The 17,295-nt window shown below is 69.4% G+C and carries 12 protein-coding genes; 8 read left to right on the plus strand and 4 right to left on the minus strand.

The genetic code is table 11. The features are described from left to right. The first annotated feature begins 144 nt into the window (after positions 1 to 144). Complete coding sequence (locus EDD90_RS13210) at positions 145 to 3,828, plus strand: S8 family serine peptidase (RefSeq protein WP_123973204.1); 3,684 nt, start codon at positions 145 to 147, stop codon at positions 3,826 to 3,828. A 57-nt stretch (positions 3,829 to 3,885) separates the two neighbouring features. Beyond that, positions 3,886 to 4,887: a response regulator transcription factor gene (locus tag EDD90_RS13215; protein ID WP_123973205.1), complete on the plus strand. Its 1,002-nt coding sequence runs from the start codon at positions 3,886 to 3,888 to the stop codon at positions 4,885 to 4,887. A 64-nt stretch (positions 4,888 to 4,951) separates the two neighbouring features. On the opposite strand, the gene acnA is transcribed toward EDD90_RS13215, so the two are convergent. Beyond that, a complete protein-coding gene (gene acnA / locus EDD90_RS13220; protein WP_123973206.1) occupies positions 4,952 to 7,666 on the minus strand; it encodes an aconitate hydratase AcnA in 2,715 nt (904 codons plus the stop codon). Positions 7,667 to 8,013: 347 nt separating this feature from the next. Between acnA and EDD90_RS13225 the strand changes: the two genes are divergently transcribed. Then, the gene (locus tag EDD90_RS13225) at positions 8,014 to 9,543 is read left to right on the plus strand and encodes a UDP-N-acetylglucosamine 1-carboxyvinyltransferase (protein ID WP_123973207.1); all 1,530 of its coding nucleotides are present in this window, start codon (positions 8,014 to 8,016) and stop codon (positions 9,541 to 9,543) included. Positions 9,544 to 9,929: 386 nt separating this feature from the next. Here EDD90_RS13225 and EDD90_RS13230 read toward each other — a convergent pair whose 3' ends face one another. After that, positions 9,930 to 10,394: a MarR family winged helix-turn-helix transcriptional regulator gene (locus EDD90_RS13230; protein ID WP_123973208.1), complete on the minus strand. Its 465-nt coding sequence runs from the start codon at positions 10,392 to 10,394 to the stop codon at positions 9,930 to 9,932. Positions 10,395 to 10,611: 217 nt separating this feature from the next. Here EDD90_RS13230 and EDD90_RS13235 point away from each other — a divergent pair, with 217 nt between their 5' ends. Next, a complete protein-coding gene (locus tag EDD90_RS13235) occupies positions 10,612 to 11,238 on the plus strand; it encodes an isochorismatase family protein (RefSeq protein WP_123973209.1) in 627 nt (208 codons plus the stop codon). A 34-nt stretch (positions 11,239 to 11,272) separates the two neighbouring features. On the opposite strand, the gene EDD90_RS13240 is transcribed toward EDD90_RS13235, so the two are convergent. Then, entirely contained in the window at positions 11,273 to 12,067 is a 795-nt protein-coding gene (locus tag EDD90_RS13240; RefSeq protein ID WP_123973210.1) for a hypothetical protein, read from the minus strand. Between the two features lie 354 nt (positions 12,068 to 12,421). On the opposite strand from EDD90_RS13240, the gene EDD90_RS13245 reads away from it, so the two are divergent. The 3 genes from EDD90_RS13245 (at position 12,422) to EDD90_RS13255 (ending at position 15,240) form a co-directional block, all read left to right on the plus strand. Then, positions 12,422 to 13,090 (plus strand): DedA family protein, encoded by a 669-nt coding sequence (locus tag EDD90_RS13245; protein ID WP_123973211.1) that lies wholly within the window; start codon positions 12,422 to 12,424, stop codon positions 13,088 to 13,090. A gap of 108 nt (positions 13,091 to 13,198) precedes the next feature. Beyond that, positions 13,199 to 13,861, plus strand: a complete 663-nt coding sequence (locus EDD90_RS13250) for a response regulator transcription factor (RefSeq protein ID WP_123973212.1) — start codon at positions 13,199 to 13,201, stop codon at positions 13,859 to 13,861. After that, entirely contained in the window at positions 13,858 to 15,240 is a 1,383-nt protein-coding gene (locus tag EDD90_RS13255) for a HAMP domain-containing sensor histidine kinase (protein ID WP_123973213.1), read from the plus strand. Before EDD90_RS13250 ends, EDD90_RS13255 begins: the two co-directional genes overlap by 4 nt. Positions 15,241 to 15,243: 3 nt before the next feature. Here the strand turns inward: EDD90_RS13255 and EDD90_RS13260 are convergent, their stop codons facing one another. Next, on the minus strand, positions 15,244 to 16,104 hold the full coding sequence (locus tag EDD90_RS13260; protein WP_221305101.1) for a hypothetical protein: 861 nt from the start codon (positions 16,102 to 16,104) through the stop codon (positions 15,244 to 15,246). Between the two features lie 255 nt (positions 16,105 to 16,359). Between EDD90_RS13260 and EDD90_RS13265 the strand changes: the two genes are divergently transcribed. Further along, positions 16,360 to 17,007, plus strand: coding sequence for an isochorismatase family cysteine hydrolase (locus tag EDD90_RS13265; protein WP_123973214.1), 648 nt, complete (start codon positions 16,360 to 16,362; stop codon positions 17,005 to 17,007). The last annotated feature ends 288 nt before the right edge of the window (positions 17,008 to 17,295 follow it).

The following is a 17,295-nucleotide window of genomic DNA, read 5'->3' on the forward strand; positions in this document are numbered from 1 at the left end:
GCCAACTCCCTTGACCAAAGAGGGCGTTGGCACGCTCCGGCCACCGTGTTCCCTTGAGCGACTGCCGCCCCGGCGCTCACTCTGATCTCTGGCTTCCGCTTACCGGGCGGAAGCGTTTCCGCGTTCAGGGGAGGACGTCCACCCATGCGAAGACTCCACGCCCTGTGGGCCGTGGCAGGAGCGGCCGGACTGCTCGCGGGGGCGATCACGCCCGCGACAGCCGCGCCATCGTCCTCGGTCACCACACCCGTCACACCCCTCACGGGTCCGAGCACCACCACCCCACCGCAGACCGTCACCCTCATCACCGGTGACACCGTGACTCTCACCGTCGGACCGGACGGCAAGAACGCCGTCGACGTCCGGCGCGGCAAGGGCCGCGAGGCCGCCACCTTCCTGTCGAGCGAGAAGGACGGCGAGATCAGCGTCCTGCCGGCGGACGCCATCCCCCTGATCCGGGCGGGCCGTCTCGACCCGGCTCTGTTCAACGTCTCCCAGCTGGTCGCACAGGGGTACACGGACGCGAGGACCGGCAGCACCCCGGTCATCGCGACGTACGGCAAGGGCGCCGAGACCCCCGAGGGCGCGCGCCGGACGCTGGCGCTGCCCGGGATCGACGGCGCGGCGCTCAGCGCGAAGAAGTCGACCGCGTTCTGGTCGGACATCGCCCCGCCGCTCGGCACCGCGCCCACCGCGAAGGCCGCGAAGCGGCTCGGTGACGGCATCGACAAGATCTGGCTGGACGCCAAGGTGAAGGCGTCCCTCGACGTGAGCGTGCCCCAGATCGGCGCGCCCGAGGTGTGGAAGGCGGGCTACGACGGCACGGGCGTGAAGGTCGCGGTCCTGGACACGGGCGTGGACCTCGGGCACCCGGACCTGGCCGGGAAGATCGCGGACTCGGAGAGCTTCGTACCGGACGAGACCGTGCAGGACGGTTTCGGCCACGGCACCCATGTGGCGTCCACGATCGTCGGCTCGGGCGCGGCCTCGGGCGGCCGGTACAAGGGGGTGGCCCCGGGCGCCCAGCTGCTCGTCGGCAAGGTGCTGGACAACACGGGCAGCGGTCAATCCTCCTGGATCATCGCGGGCATGGAGTGGGCGGCGCACTCAGGCGCGAAGATCGTCTCGATGTCCCTGGGCGGTACGGCGTCCGGCCCCTCCGACGTGCTCAGCGAGACCGTCGACGACCTGTCCGCGGCCACCGGCACGCTGTTCGTGATCGCGGCCGGCAACGCGGGGCCGGGCGAGCAGACCGTGGGCACACCGGGCATCGCCGACTCCGCGCTGACGGTGGGCGCGGTCGACAAGTCGGACCAGCTGGCCTCGTTCTCCAGCCGGGGTCCGCGCATCGGCGACTACGCGGTCAAGCCGGAGATCACCGCGCCGGGCGTGAACATCACTGCGGCCCGCGCCGCGGGAACGAGCATGCCTGGCAGTACGCCGGTCGACGATTACTACACGACGGCGAGCGGTACGTCGATGGCCACCCCGCATGTCGCGGGTACGGCGGCGCTGGTCGCCGAGGCGCATCCGGACTGGACGGGCGAGCAGATCAAGGAGGCCCTCGCCAGCACCGCGAAGACGAACCCCGACGACTCCGTGTTCGAGCAGGGCGACGGCCGGGTCGACGCGGTACGGGCCGTCGAGCAGGACGTCTTCGCCACCCCGACGCTGAGCTTCGGCAAGTTCGAGGACGGCGACACCGGGGCCGTCAGCAAGGACATCACGTACACCAACACCACTGACAGCGCGGTGGAGTTGAAGCTCTCGTCGTCGCTCGCCGACCTCACGGTGGGCGCGGACACCCTGACCGTGCCCGCGCACGGCACCGCCTCGGTTCCGGTCGGTGTCGACCCCGCGGAGGAAGCCCAGGGCCGGTACACGGGCCATGTCACGGCGACCGCCGACGGCATCCAGGTCACCACGGGCGTGGGCTTCGAGAAGGCGCCGAAGACGTACAACCTCAAGGTCTCCCTCGTGGACCGCGAGGGCAACCCGTCCACCGGAGCGTCGATCTACACGCTCCAGGAGCTGAACGGCGCCTACCCCGACGAGTACGGCTTCATCGCCTCCGGCTGGACCTGGCAGGTACCGGCCGGCACCTACTCCGTCGCGACCTGGATCCCGGACCGGGACGCGGGCGGCCTGGCCGTGGGCACGTCGGTCGTCGGCAACCCGGAGATCAAGGTCGACGGGGACACCGCGGTGGTGCTCGACGCCCGCAAGGCGGTGGAGATCAAGCCGAAGACCAAGGAGGACTCCGAGTTCCAGGGCTTCAGTACCAACTGGCACCGCAGCGGGCCGGGCAGTTCCTGGGGGCTCACCTACAGCCAGGGCTTCTGGACCGACCACGTCTACGTGGCGCCGACCCAGCGGGTCACCGAGGGAACCCTGGACTTCTATGCCAAGTTCCGCCTGTACGCGAAGGAGTTGACGGCGAGCGTCACCAGTCCGCAGAAGACGGCGCTGTCCTCGCTCTACTACTGCCAGACGTACGAGGACTTCCCGTTGAAGATCAGCGGTGAGCACACGGTCCAGGCGGTGGACGCGGGCGGCGGTACCGAGGCCGACTTCGCGGGGCTCGACGTCAAGGGCAAGGTGGCGGTGGTCGCGCTCGGCGCCACGGAGCGGGCGCAGACCGCCCTGGACAACGCGACCAAGGCCGGGGCGGGTTACCTGATCGCCTACCGCAAGACCCCCGGCTTCTGGATCGAGGCGGTGGACCGGGCGACCACCGTACCGCTGATGATCGCCACCGGCGAGGAGGGCGCCGCGCTGGGCAGCCTGCTGAAGACCGGCAAGAAGGTCAAGCTGAAGCTGAACGGCACGCCGACCAGTCCCTACGTCTACAACCTGCTCGCCGCGCAGAGCGGCGCCATCACCGCGAACCAGACCTACCGCCTGGACAGGTCCGACACGGTGCAGCGGACGGCGCGTTACTACGGTGCCACGGCCGGGGACATGGGCGCGGACACCCTGTACACCTTCCGGCCCTGGCAGCTCTTCGGCGTCGAGACCAGCGTGCCCACGCAGTTGGGCACGGAGCGCGACGAGTACTACTACGTCGACCCGGACACCCGTACCTGGCACGTCGTCTATCCGAAGTGGGACACGCTCAAGGGCGAGTGGAGCCCGCTGCACACCTTCACCGAGCCGGGAACCGAGCCCACCGAGAACTGGCTGCGCCAGGTCGTCCGGCCGGGCAGCAGCGAGGAGTACGGGCTCTCCGTGCGCGACGGAGACAAACTCACCTTCCGGGTCCCGGAGTTGACCGACTCCACGCCGGGCCACTACGGAACCGTCGACGGCACCGACAACACCGCGAAGGGCAAGCTCTACGCGGACGGGCAACTGGTCGGCGACTCCACGCTCGGCGGGTACGGCACCTTCGATGCGGCGGCGGACAAGACCGCGTACCGCTTCGAACTGGACGTGCAGCGCAGGGCGGGGTGGGCCAGGTACTCGACGAGCACGCACACCGAGTGGACCTTCTCCTCGGCACACACCGGCACAAAGACCGCGCTGCCGCTGCTCACGGTCGGCATCGCCCCGAAGGGCCTCGACCTCCTCAACCAGGCCGACAGCAGGCGTGCGGTGGAGATCGGGCTGCCGGTCGCGAACCAGCTGGGGATCGTGAAGGCGGACAGTCTGAAGGCCTGGGTCTCCTACGACGACGGCACGTCCTGGAAGGAAGTGAAGGTCAAGAACGGCAAGGCGAGGTTCAAGCCGGCAAGGGGCGCTGAGACGGTGTCGCTGCGTGTGCTGGCCACCGACCGCGACGGCAACCGGATCGACCAGACCGTGCTGCAGGCGTTCGGCCTGAAGTGAGCAATGCCCTGAGCCACTGTAAGGATTCTTAACAAAGAACCTCTACCGTGGCGAGCCATGGTGAACACGGCACAAGATCCTGCAAGACAGACCCCTGCTGCGAGCCCCTGGGCCGCGGTGGGGGTCTCCGCCTTCGACGAGACGGTGTACCGGTCGATTCTCCATCAGCCCGACGCCGGCGCGGCCGGCTGGGCCCTGCTGACCAGGGCGACCCCGGCCCAGCTGCGCGAAGCCTGCAACCGGCTGCTCGCCCTCGGACTGCTCCAACCGCCGGACTCCATGGGCGGGTTACGAGCGGTCGACCCGCGGGTGGCGATCCGTGCGCTGATCCGGCGGCGCGAGACGGAGTCCGAACTGCTCGCCGCCACCGCCGAGGAGATGGCCACGGCGTACGAGGCCGGGCTGCTGCGCGAGGAGCCGTCCCGGCTGATCGAGGTCGCCTCCGGCGAGGGCGCCATCGCGGCCCGTCTGGAGGAGATGTACGCCCGTGCCGAGCACGAGGTGTGCCTCTTCGACACTCCGCCGTACCTCGCCCCGCCCGCACCGCAGGTGGACCTCCAGGCCGATCTGCTCAAGCGCGGGATCGTCTCACGCGGCGTCTACGCGGCGAGCGCCCTGGCGGACCCGAACACTCTGTCCCGCGCCTGGAAGATGGTCGAACTCGGCGAGCAGGCCCGGGTGTTGCCGTCGGTACCGCTCAAGCTGCTGGTGGTCGACGGACGCCGGGCGCTGCTCCCGCTGACCTCGTCCGCGGCGGGCGGCTACTGCGCCGTCGTCGTATGGCACTCGGCGGTCACCGAGGCCCTGCAGAAGCTCTTCGAGCTGGCCTGGCAGCAGGCGACTCCGCTCGGCCGGCCCGAAGGCAACGGCGAACTCTCCGAGGACGAGCAGACGTTGACACGGCTGCTGGCGGCCGGGATGAAGGACGAGGCGGTGGCCCGCCATCTGGGGGTGAGTCTGCGAACACTGCGGCGGCGGGTGAGTGATTTGCAGGAACGGCTCGGGGCGGCGAGCCGGTTCCAGCTCGGGCTGCGGGCCGCCCAGCGCGGCTGGCTGTAGCCGAACGGGGCGGGCCGCACCCCCGTCACCGGGGATGCGGCCCGCAACCGCCGTACCGGGTCCGCTACTTGCGGATCAGGCTGCGCAGCACGTACTGCATGATGCCGCCGTTGCGGTAGTAGTCGGCCTCACCGGGGGTGTCGATCCGGACGACCGCGTCGAACTCGACGCCGGTGTCGGTGGTGACCTTGACCGTGCGCGGGGTGGTGCCGTTGTTGAGCTCCTCGACACCGGTGAAGGAGAAGGTCTCCTCGCCGGTCAGACCGAGGGACTCGGCGTTGGCGCCCTCCGGGAACTGCAGCGGCAGGACGCCCATGCCGATGAGGTTCGAGCGGTGGATGCGCTCGTACGACTCGGCGATGACGGCCTTGACGCCGAGCAGCGCGGTGCCCTTGGCGGCCCAGTCGCGGGACGAGCCGGAGCCGTACTCCTTGCCGGCCAGGACGACCAGCGGGATGCCCTGCTCGATGTAGTTGCGGGAGGCGTCGTAGATGAACGCCACCGGCGCGTCGGCCTGCGTGAAGTCGCGGGTGTAGCCGCCCTCGGTGCCCGGCGCGATCTGGTTGCGCAGGCGGATGTTGGCGAACGTGCCGCGGATCATGACCTCGTGGTTGCCTCGGCGGGAGCCGTAGGAGTTGAAGTCACGACGCTCCACACCGTGCTCGGTGAGGTACTTGCCGGCCGGGGTGTCGGCCTTGATGGCACCGGCGGGCGAGATGTGGTCGGTGGTGACCGAGTCGCCGAGCTTGGCGAGGACGCGGGCGCCGGCGATGTCGGTGACGGGCGACGGCTCGTGCTGCATGCCCTCGAAGTACGGGGGCTTGCGGACGTAGGTCGACTGCGGGTCCCAGTCGAAGGTGTTGCCGGTCGGGATCGGCAGCGACTGCCACTGGGCGTCACCGGCGAAGACGTCGGCGTAGGACTTGTTGAACATGTCCTCGCCGATCGCGTTGGCGACGACCTCGTTGACCTCGGCCTCGGTCGGCCAGATGTCGGCCAGGTAGACCGGCTTGCCGTCCTGGTCGGTGCCGAGGGCGTCCTTGGTGATGTCCACCTTCATGGAGCCGGCGAGCGCGTAGGCGACCACCAGCGGCGGGGAGGCCAGGTAGTTCATCTTGACGTCGGGGTTGATACGGCCCTCGAAGTTCCGGTTGCCGGAAAGGACCGAGGTGACCGCGAGGTCGTGGTCGTTGACGGCCTTGGAGACCTCCTCCGGCAGCGGGCCGGAGTTGCCGATGCAGGTGGTGCAGCCGTAGCCGACGAGGTTGAAGCCGACCTTGTCGAGGTACGGGGTCAGGCCCGCCTTCTCGAAGTAGTCGGTGACGACCTTGGAACCCGGGGCGAGGGTGGTCTTGACCCACGGCTTGCGGGTCAGGCCCTTCTCGACCGCCTTCTTGGCCACCAGGGCGGCGGCGACCATGACGTACGGGTTCGAGGTGTTGGTGCAGGAGGTGATGGCCGCGACGGTGACCGCGCCGTGGTCGATCTCGTAGGTCGTGCCGTCGGGGGCGGTCACGGTGACCGGGTTGGACGGAACGCCGTTGATGGACGCCGGGGCGTCGGAGGCCGGGAAGGACTCCTTGCCCGCCTCGTCGGCGGTGTCCACGTAGTTGCGCACGTCGGTCTTGAACTGCTCGGCCGCGTTGGCGAGGACGATACGGTCCTGCGGGCGCTTCGGGCCGGCGATCGAGGGGACGACCGTGGAGAGGTCCAGCTCCAGCTTCTCGGAGAAGTCGGGCTCGGCCTTCGGGTCCAGCCAGAGGCCCTGCTCCTTGGCGTACGCCTCGACGAGCGCGACCTGCTGGTCGGAGCGGCCGGTCAGGCGCAGGTAGTTCAGGGTCTCGTCGTCGATCGGGAAGATCGCGGCGGTGGAGCCGAACTCCGGCGACATGTTGCCGATGGTGGCGCGGTTGGCGAGGCTCGTGGCCGCCACACCCTCGCCGTAGAACTCGACGAACTTGCCGACGACGCCGTGCTTGCGGAGCATCTCGGTGATGGTGAGGACGAGGTCCGTGGCGGTGGTGCCCGGCTTCAGCTCACCGGTCAGCTTGAAGCCGACGACGCGCGGGATGAGCATGGAGACCGGCTGGCCGAGCATGGCGGCCTCGGCCTCGATGCCGCCGACGCCCCAGCCGAGCACGCCGAGGCCGTTGACCATGGTGGTGTGCGAGTCGGTGCCGACCAGGGTGTCCGGGTAGGCCTGGCCGCCTCGGACCATCACCGTGCGGGCCAGGTGCTCGATGTTCACCTGGTGGACGATGCCGGTGCCCGGGGGGACGACCTTGAACTCGTCGAACGCGGTCTGGCCCCAGCGCAGGAACTGGTAGCGCTCCTTGTTGCGGCCGTACTCCAGCTCGACGTTCTGCTTGAAGGCGTCGTTGGTGCCGAACTTGTCGGCGATGACGGAGTGGTCGATGACCAGCTCGGCCGGGGCCAGCGGGTTGATCTTCGCCGGGTCGCCGCCGAGCTCCTTCACGGCCTCACGCATGGTGGCGAGGTCGACGACACAGGGGACGCCGGTGAAGTCCTGCATGATCACGCGGGCCGGCGTGAACTGGATCTCCTGGCTGGGCTGGGCCTGCGAGTCCCAGCCGCCGAGGGCGCGGATGTGGTCGGCGGTGATGTTCGCGCCGTCCTCCGTGCGGAGCAGGTTCTCCAGCAGCACCTTCAGGCTGTACGGAAGGCGAGCCGAGCCTTCCACCTTGTCCAGCCGGAAGATCTCGTACGACTCGTCGCCCACCTGCAGCGTGCTGCGGGCGTCGAAGCTGTTCGCCGACACGACAGTCTCCTTCATTGATGTGCGCGTACCACCACGATCCTGCCGCCACGCCGACTCGGCCCATCCACTAAGGTAAGGCTAAGTTAGGTAACCCTTACTGACGAGGCGGGCACGGTGCGCCTGGCAGATATCTCGATGTCGAGATAACTCTAGTACACGGGGGCCGGATGGTCATGCCCGGACCGCACCCTGTCGCGGCCTTCCCTGCCGGCCGGGCGGTTCACCTCACACTCTCGCGCGAACCGGAGGGAGTACGGATGGACCGAACGGGTACTCTCGCTGACGCGGCGTCACTCCAACAGACCCCCCAACGGGTGGCATCTCATATCTGAGATAACCTCGACCTCATGTCAGACGACTACCTCGTACGCATCGGCAAGCTCATCCGTGACGCCCGGCAACACCGCGGCTGGACACAGGCACAGCTCGCGGAGGCACTCGGCACCAGCCAGAGTGCTGTCAACCGCATCGAGCGGGGCAACCAAAACATCAGCCTTGAGATGATCGCTCGAATCGGTGAGGCCCTGGACAGTGAGATCGTCTCACTGGGCTACGCGGGTCCGATGCATCTGCGGGTGGTCGGCGGCCGCCGGCTCTCCGGCGCGATCGACGTGAAGACCAGCAAGAACGCGTGCGTGGCCCTGCTGTGCGCCTCGCTGCTCAACAAGGGACGCACGGTGCTGCGCCGGGTGGCCCGGATCGAGGAGGTGTACCGCCTGCTGGAGGTGCTCAACTCGATCGGTGTGCGCACCCGCTGGATCAACGAGGGCGTCGACCTGGAACTGGTGCCGCCGGCCGACCTCGACATGGCGTCGATCGACGCGGAGGCCGCCGTACGCACCCGCTCGATCATCATGTTCTTCGGCCCGCTGCTGCACCGTATGGACCACTTCAAGCTGCCGTACGCGGGCGGCTGCGACCTCGGCACCCGGACCATCGAGCCGCACATGATCGCGCTGCGCCGGTTCGGGCTGGACATCGCGGCGACCGAGGGGCAGTACCACGCGCAGGTCGACCGTGCGATCCGGCCCGACCGCCCGATCGTCCTGACCGAGCGCGGCGACACGGTGACCGAGAACGCGCTGCTGGCCGCCGCCCGCCACGACGGTGTCACCGTCATCCGCAACGCCTCCTCCAACTACATGGTCCAGGACCTCTGCTTCTTCCTGGAGGCGCTCGGCGTCAAGGTCGAGGGCATCGGCACGACCACGCTGACCGTGCACGGCGTCCCGAACATCGACGTGGACGTGGACTACTCCCCCTCCGAGGACCCGGTCGAGGCGATGAGCCTGCTGGCCGCGGCGGTGGTGACGGAGTCGGAGCTGACGGTGCGCCGGGTGCCGATCGAGTTCCTGGAGATCGAGCTGGCGGTCCTGGAGGAGATGGGCCTCGACCACGACCGCAGCCCCGAGTACTTCGCGGACAACGGCCGTACCCGCCTGATCGACCTCACGGTCCGCCCCTCCAAGCTGGAGGCGCCGATCGACAAGATCCACCCCATGCCGTTCCCCGGCCTGAACATCGACAACGTCCCGTTCTTCGCGGCCATCGCGGCGGTCGCACAGGGCAAGACCCTGATCCACGACTGGGTCTACGACAACCGGGCGATCTATCTGACCGACCTGAACCGCCTCGGCGGCCGTCTGCAGCTCCTGGACCCGCACCGGGTGCTGGTGGAGGGCCCGACCCGCTGGCGCGCGGCCGAGATGATGTGCCCGCCGGCGCTGCGTCCCGCCGTGGTCGTCCTCCTCGCCATGATGGCCGCCGAGGGCACGTCCGTCCTCCGCAACGTGTACGTCATCAACCGCGGTTACGAGGACCTCGCGGAACGCCTGAACTCGATCGGGGCACAGATCGAGATCTTCCGGGACATCTGACCCACGAACGCCGGGCCGGCATCCACCGGCCCGGCAAGCCCACGGGGCCGTCCATACCGCTTCTCGGGACGCCCGTCCGGTGTCATGGCGAGGTCTTGGAAGGCCACCGTGGCCGTTGACCTGAACCGGGGCGTAGGCGTCGACAATCTCCTTGTAGTCCGCCGGGAGGCCGTACCGAGCTCACTCTCCAGCGTGCGCCATGCCTCGGCATCCCGGTACCGCCATGACGGCTCACCGAGCATCTCCAGGACGCGCTCGACATGGTTCTCCGTCAACTCCGCCACCTCTTCGGGCAGTCCGCACTGCTGCGGGTGCTTCCGCCCGTGGACGACCGGGGGATCACACAGTGATTCATCTTGCCGTCTTCCACGGTGTCGTAGTTGCACTCAGCCGGCCTGGTCCCGCCCCGGTGTCTCGCTCTGGAGTTCGGCCACTTGGCGCAGGGCCGCCTTGAAGGCGGCGTACTCCGGTCCGCCCAGCGCCCTCGCGTGGCGTTCCTCGATCGTGCGCATGATGGCGGCGGCTGCCTCCATCTGCAGCAGGCCGCGTTCGGTGGGGCGGACCAGTTTGGCCCGGCGGTCCGCGGGGTCGGGTCCGCGCTCGACATAACCCAGGCGTTCGAGGTCGTCGACGAGGGAGCCGATGACCTGCTTGTGCTGTCCGGAGACGCGGGCGAGTTCGCTGGCACGGATGCCGTCGGCGCGCAGGTGGGCGAGGACGGCTCCGGCGCGGGGCGCGATGTCGTCGAAGCCCTGCTCGGCGAGCGCGCCGAACAACTCGCGCTGAACGGAGAAGAGGACCCGCGCGGCGAGCACGCCCAGGTCCGGTTCCTTGGCCTGGTCCCCGGTCAACGTCTCTCCCGTCCCGGCGGCCGTCCGCCGCGGTCCCGCCTGAGCGGCCACTTTAGTTGCCCTCCGCGGGGCCCGGAATCGCCTCTCGCCGCGCCGTGGCCTGCGCTTGCGCCGCGGAAGACGCGAGGTATAGCTTCGAAGTAGTCACCGATATTGACTATCAAGATTAGTGACCAATATAGCTGTGAACATGGCTCCACCCCCGAAGGAGCGGAAGATGAGTGAGCACAGCAAGTTCCTGGAACCGATCACCCGGGAGAACGCCGCCGTAGTCCTGGTCGACCACCAGGTGGGCCTGCTGTCCGGCGTCCGGGACATTCCGCTCGAAGCGCTGAAGCACAACACGGTGGCGCTGGCGCGGGCGGCCGGTGTGCTGGGCATTCCGTTGGTCGTCACCACCACCGCGGCCGACAGCATGTGGGGGCCGACCACCCCCGAACTGGTCGAGGCGCTGCCGGCCGGGCAGAAGATCATCGATCGCAGCACGGTCAACGCCTGGCACGACGACCGGGTCCGTAAGGCCGTCGAGGCCACCGGGCGGCGGAAACTGATCTTCGCCGGGGTGTCGCTGGAGGTGTGCGCGGCGCTGCCCGCGATCGCGGCGACGGCGGCCGGGTACGACGCGTACGTCGCCGTGGACGCCTCCGGCACCTTCAGCCGGACCAAGCGGGAGACCGGGCTGCTGCGCATGCAGCAGGCGGGGGTCGTCGTCAGCGACTACGCCACCCTCATGGTCGAAGCCCTGGCCGACAACGCCCTCCCCGAGTCCGGCGCGCTCTACACGGCTCTCGACATGCCGTTCGCCGTCCTGGTCGGCCAGATCTCCGCGGCCCACCGGGGCTGACGGCCGGCCCTCAGGCCTGCCCTGAGGCCTGCCCTCAGGCCGTCGCGTCGGTGCGGGAGGTGTCCCGGCGGGAGACGGCCAGGTAGCCGACGAAACCGACGATGGCGACCGTCCAGGCGAGGGTGACCGGTCCGAGGCCGAACCCGAGGCCGCCGCGGGCGTGCCCGAGTGCCATCCAGTCGGCGAGGGAGGCGCCGAGGGGGCGGGTGATGACGTAGGCCGTCCAGAACGCGGTCACGGCGTTCAGGGCGCCGCCCCGGTGGGCGAGTGCGGGAACGCAGATCGCGACGGCATAGAGGACGCCCGAGCCGAGGTAGCCAAGGCCCATGGTGGCGCTCAGGTCGCCGGCGGCGGTGCCCAGCGCGAAGGTGGCGAGGACGGCCGCCCAGTAGAAGGTCTCGCGGCGGCGGGTGCGGATGCTGTGGATGGACAGGGTCCGCTCGACGGCGTACCAGAGGGCGAAGACCGCAGCCAGCGCGATGAGGAAGAACGGCGTGGACAGCGTGTAGGGCACACCGAGGCCGACGTGCAGGACGTCGGCGGCCATCGTGCCGAACACGCTGACCATGACGACGGCGGTCCAGTACACCCAGGCGATGTACCGGCGGACGGTGAACTGCACGGCCAGGGAGGCCACGAGGGCGAGACCGCCAAGACCGACCGCCGGGATCGGGCCGAGGGTCTTGGCCAGCAGGTCCGACGCGGTCTCGCCCATCCCGGTGGTGAGCACCTTGATGATCCAGAAGTAGGCGGTCACCTCCGGCACCTTGTTCGCCATGGTGCGGAGGTTGACATGGGGACGGTCGTCGAGGAGGTGCTCCGTGGTCATGGTGGGCACGATGACACGATGGAGCGCCGGTGCCACAGATGCCTTTGCCATTGTTTTGAAGGCTCTGGTGCATGAATTTCACCAGCACGCGACCAACCTGAACACGACCTGAGCGTGTCGGCATATCCCCTGTTCAGGCGGGCCGGGGTGCTGATACGCAGGGAGTTTCGGGTCCCGTGGCCCGGGCGCCGCGCGGCTTTCGGATGCATGGCTCACGCACAGCGCCATCGACTACAGTCTTCGATGACGTCTACATGTCTGTAGTCATCCAACTGCGGTCATTCTTCTGTAGTCATGCGTCTGTAGTCATTCGGCGACTGCGTCCCGGTCTTCCCCAGGAGAGGTCCTCTGTCCATGACGACACCGATCCCCGCTGCCTCGCAGCTGGCCGTGAACGTACTCGACGCCCACTCGCTGCTGGCGGCCTTCGGTGTGCTGGGCGTCGGCGTGGTGATGTTCGTCGAGACCGGGCTGCTGGTCGGGTTCTTCCTCCCGGGCGACTCCCTGCTGTTCACCGCCGGCCTGCTGTGCACGGGCACGGCCGAGAGCAATGTGCATCTGTCCCTGGGGCCCCTGCTCGCGGCGGCCGCGGTGGGGGCGCTGGCCGGGGCGCAGTGCGGTTACCTGCTCGGCCGGAAGGCGGGCACCACGTTGCTGGCCCGCTCCCGCTCGCAGCGCCTGCACGAGGGGATGAAGCGCGCCGAGGAGCTGCTGCAGCGGTACGGGCACGCGAAGGCCATCGTGCTGGCCCGTTTCGTACCGGTGGTGCGGACCGTGCTCAATCCGATGGCGGGCGCGCTGGAGGTGCCGGTGCGGACCTTCACGCTCTGGCAGGCCGTCGGCGGACTCGTGTGGAGCATGGGCCTCACCCTCGCGGGGTACGCGCTGGGCTCGTCGATCCCCAATGTCGACCGTTACCTGCTGCCGCTGGTGGCACTGATCGTCGTCGTGTCGCTGCTCCCGCTGCTCGCCGAGGTGCTCCGCAGCCGCCGGGCCGCCCGGCCCGAGCGCAACGACGGCTGAGCCCGGCCCTCGGACGGGTGATCCCGGCCCTCGACCGCGCGCCGACCGGCTCAGGCACGGCCCGCTCGGCCCGTACGGCCCGTGCGGCCCCAGACCCGACGGAGAACCATGCGCCACAAGATCCTCGTCGTCGAGGACGATCACGCCCTGCGTGACGTGCTGCGCCGCGGCCTGGCCGACGAGGGCTTCGAGCCGGTGCCCGCCGCCGACGGCGCCACCGCCCTGCGGCTGACCACCGACGACATCGCCGCGGTCGTCCTGGACGTCGGACTGCCGGACGCGGACGGCCGGGACGTGTGCCAGGCGATGCGCGCCAACGGGTTCACGGCCCCGATCATCTTCCTGACCGCCCGCCACCACCTCACCGACCGGCTGTCCGGGTTCTCCGCCGGGGCCGACGACTACCTGCCCAAGCCGTTCCACCTCGCCGAACTCGTCGCCCGGCTGCGGGCCACGCTGAAACGCGCGGCCCCGCCGGCCGTGGCGACGGCAGGAGACCTGGTCCTGGACGCGACCCGGCACCGGGCGAGTGTCGGCGCCGTCCACGTCGACCTGTCCCCGACGGAGTTCCGGCTGCTCGCCACGCTCGTGGCCGCGGGCGGCGGCATCGTGAGCCGCCGAGACCTGGTCCGGGCCGCCTGGCCGGACGGTGCCCAGGTCAGCGACAACACGCTGGACCAGTATCTGAGCCGGCTGCGCCGCAAGCTGCGCAAGGCGGGCAGCGACCTGAGCCTGGGGACGGCGCGCGGGATCGGCCACCGGCTGTCATGAGCGGCCTTCTGCTCCACCTGGCTCCCCGTACGCTGCGCGGCCGGCTCTCGCTCGTGGCGCTGACCACCGCGGCGCTCCTGATCACCGTGCTGACCGTGGCGTTCAACACCGTGATGTCCCGGCACCTGCAGCACCAGGCGGACTACGAACTGCGCAACCGTGCGGCCGCCGTCGCCACGACCGTCGACACCAGCGGTCCCCGGGTACGGGTCCTGGAGACCGTCAACGACAGCCTCCTGGACGCGAACGTGTGGATCTACTCGGGGACCGGGACACGCCTGCTGGAGAAGCCGCCGGGGGCAGCCGGCACCGGCACGCTCCCCCGGGCCGTCGACCGGCTCGCCGCGCGGGGACACGGCGTCTGTACGACCGTCGCGGCCGGAAACCCTCGCTTCGTCCGGCTGTGCTCCCGCCCGGTGACCGGCCGCCGTAGCACCGCGACCATCGTCACGGCCCTGGACCTCGCCCCGTACCGCAACTCGGCGAAGACCCTGCTTCTCGGTTCCCTGGTCCTGGACGCCGTCATGCTCGCCTGCACCTACGCGCTGACCCGGCTGGCCGTGGGGCGGGCGCTGCGCCCGGTGCGCACCATGACCGACCAGGCCACCGAATGGAGCGCCGTGGGCTCCGACGCACGCTTCGGCGGCGAGCACCAGCCGGCCGAACTCGCCCGGCTGGGCGGCTCGTTGGACGCACTGCTGGACCGTATCCGGACCGTGCTGCGGCATGAGCGGCAACTGACCGGGGAGCTGTCGCACGAGCTGCGCACCCCGCTCACCCGGATCATCGTCGAACTCGACTGGTGGCGGGCCCGGCCGCGCTCCGCCGCCGAGACCCGCGCCACCCACGAGGTGATAGCCGAGGCCGCCCAGTCCATGCGCACCATCTGCGACACCCTGCTCGACGACGCCCGCGACGGCGCGCTGAGCACCGGCACGGCCCCCGGCGCCGTCCATGTCGCCCCCGTACTGCGCCGACTGGCCGAGGACCTCGGCCGGCCGGACCGGGTGACGGCCGTCGTGGACGTCCCGGATCCGGCGCTGGAGGCGGGCGTCACGCCCGCGCTCCTCGAACGCATCGTCAGCCCGCTGCTGGCCAACGCGGCGCGGTACGCCCGCTCCACGGTGACCGTGTCCGCGCGGCGGCTGCCCGGCGGAGTGCGGATCGCCGTCACCGACGACGGTCCCGGCGTACCGGAGGAGTTCCTGGGCGAGCTCTTCCAGCCCGGCCGCCGCGCCGACCACGGCGACGGGCACGACGGCGCGGGCCTCGGACTTCCGCTCGCGCGGCGTCTGGCCCGCGCGGCCGGCGGCGAGGTGTCCCACGATCCCGCGTACACCTCCGGGGCCCGCTTCCTGGCCGACCTGCCGGCCGGGTGACCGCTACACCCGCTCCGTGGTGCCGGCCCTGCGCTCCTGGACCTGGGCGTAGGCCATGAGGCCGAGCAGAACCACCAGCAGGACGGCCGAGGAGCCGATGGTGCCGAGGTCCAGTCCGCCCTTGGCGGTCGGCTTGGTCAGGAAGTCGCCCGCGGTGGCGCCGAGCGGACGGGTGAGGACGAACGCGATCCAGAACAGCAGGACGTTCGGCACCACGGGCACCTTCATCAGCGCGACCAGCACGGCGAGCGCCCCGCTCACCACCAGTGCGCCGCCCGCGTAGCCGAGTCCGGAGCTGTCCGACAGGAAGTCGCCCATGGAGGTACCGAGGGTGTTGGAGACGAGGATCGCCGACCAGAACAGGGCCTCACCGCGGAAGGTGACGATGTCGCGGATCTGGAAGGTCATGCCGCTCAGCCGCCAGACCGCGAAGATGACCAGCAGGAGGGAGATGAGGATCGCCGCGCCGGCCGGGTAGCCGAGGCCGAGGCCCTGCGGTCCCCAGCCGAGCGAAGTGGTGCCTTTCGAGAGGTACTTGGCGCTGGCGTCGCGGTTCATGAAGTCGGACATGGTGGTGCCGGCCATGCTGGTCGACAGGATGACCGTCCAGTAGAAGAACGGGTTGTAGTGACTGGAGCGGAGCTGGACGACGAGTGTCACCACGAAGACCAGGAAGAGGACGACCGTGGTGAGGAAGTAGCCGAGCTTCAGGGTCTGGGAGAAGAGGTCTCCCGCGGTCTCGCCCAGTGTCGTCGCGGCGATCTTCATGATCCAGAACGCGAGGGTGACTTCGGGGAGTTTCTTCATCACTGATTTCGTCGTGCTGGCGACGTCGAGGTCGGTGATGACTTCCGGCTGCTGCAAGGTGGGGGGCTCCTTGTGTGGTCGTGCGGCAGGGTGATCGACACGAAACGATCACAAACCAAGACCTTGACAGCGTCGACCTGAACGGATCCTGAACGCCGACCGCGTGCCTGTTCAGACGGCGTGCCGAGCGGTCCGCCGCGGCCGCATTGTCACCGAGTGCCGGACGGCGCCTGCCGGACGGGCGCGAAGCGGGGGCCGGTGGCAAGGTGGGACGGAGGAGGGCCGCGAGTCCGATGGAAGCCGAGGACTGCGATGACTGACAGCTACGGCCTCGCAGGTGACACCTACGACCCCGCGCGTACGGCGATCCTGCTGGTCGACCCGTACAACGACTTCCTCTCCGAGGGCGGCAAGGTCTGGCCCGCGGTCAGCCGCGTCGCCCTCGACGTCGGACTGCTGGACAATCTGCGTGCCGTCGTCGGCACCGCACGGGCGAGCGGGATCGGTGTCTTCTTCGTCCCGCACCGCCGCTGGCGGGAGGGCGACTACGAGGGCTGGGACCATCCCAACCCCACCCAGCAGCGCATCCGGCAGAGCCACACCTTCGCGTACGGCACCTGGGGCGGCGAGTTCCATCCCGACTTCCAGCCCGCCGGCTCCGACGTGGTCGTCAAGGAGCACTGGGCGCAGAGCGGCTTCGCCAACACCGACCTGGACTTCCGGCTGAAGCAGCGCGGCGTCACCCATGTCGTCGCCGTCGGCCTGCTGGCCAACACCTGCATCGAATCCACCGGCCGTTTCGCCATGGAACTCGGCTATCACGTCACCCTCGTCCGTGATGCCACGGCCGCCTTCGGGCCCGAGATGATGCACGCGGCCCATGAACTCAACGGGCCTGCCTTCGCCCACAGCATCACCACGACCGGAGAACTCGTGCGGGCACTGAAAAACGGCGCATAGGCGGTTTTCCACACGCGGGCGTTTCAAACAACGAATTAGAGGCGACGGCGAGAAATGACCCCCTCTTTACCCGCGACCCGGTGGCTGGACAGGACATCCGACGGGCTCAGAGTTACGTGAACTCCCCCAGGAAAGTCAAGAGTTGACATGTCCCCAATGCGTGACTGAGGATCACAACCAGATCACGGAGCCTCCTGAGAAACTCCGCACAGCTGACGCATCTGCGCTCCCGGCTGCACCACGCGCATTCCCCGGTCGATTTCCCCCCACCCACCGATCGACGATTCC

The organism is Streptomyces sp. Ag109_O5-1 (assembly GCF_003814875.1).
GTDB lineage: Bacteria > Actinomycetota > Actinomycetes > Streptomycetales > Streptomycetaceae > Streptomyces > Streptomyces sasae.

Excerpts from the sequence above, each read along its gene's own strand:
- EDD90_RS13210 (WP_123973204.1), top strand. The coding sequence starts at position 145 with ATGCGAAGACTCCACGCCCTGTGGGCCGTGGCAGGAGCGGCCGGACTG.
- EDD90_RS13215 (WP_123973205.1), top strand. The coding sequence starts at position 3,886 with ATGGTGAACACGGCACAAGATCCTGCAAGACAGACCCCTGCTGCGAGC.
- EDD90_RS13225 (WP_123973207.1), top strand. The coding sequence starts at position 8,014 with ATGTCAGACGACTACCTCGTACGCATCGGCAAGCTCATCCGTGACGCC.
- EDD90_RS13235 (WP_123973209.1), top strand. The coding sequence starts at position 10,612 with ATGAGTGAGCACAGCAAGTTCCTGGAACCGATCACCCGGGAGAACGCC.
- EDD90_RS13240 (WP_123973210.1), bottom strand. The coding sequence starts at position 12,067 with ATGACCACGGAGCACCTCCTCGACGACCGTCCCCATGTCAACCTCCGC.
- EDD90_RS13245 (WP_123973211.1), top strand. The coding sequence starts at position 12,422 with ATGACGACACCGATCCCCGCTGCCTCGCAGCTGGCCGTGAACGTACTC.
- EDD90_RS13250 (WP_123973212.1), top strand. The coding sequence starts at position 13,199 with ATGCGCCACAAGATCCTCGTCGTCGAGGACGATCACGCCCTGCGTGAC.
- EDD90_RS13255 (WP_123973213.1), top strand. The coding sequence starts at position 13,858 with ATGAGCGGCCTTCTGCTCCACCTGGCTCCCCGTACGCTGCGCGGCCGG.
- EDD90_RS13265 (WP_123973214.1), top strand. The coding sequence starts at position 16,360 with ATGACTGACAGCTACGGCCTCGCAGGTGACACCTACGACCCCGCGCGT.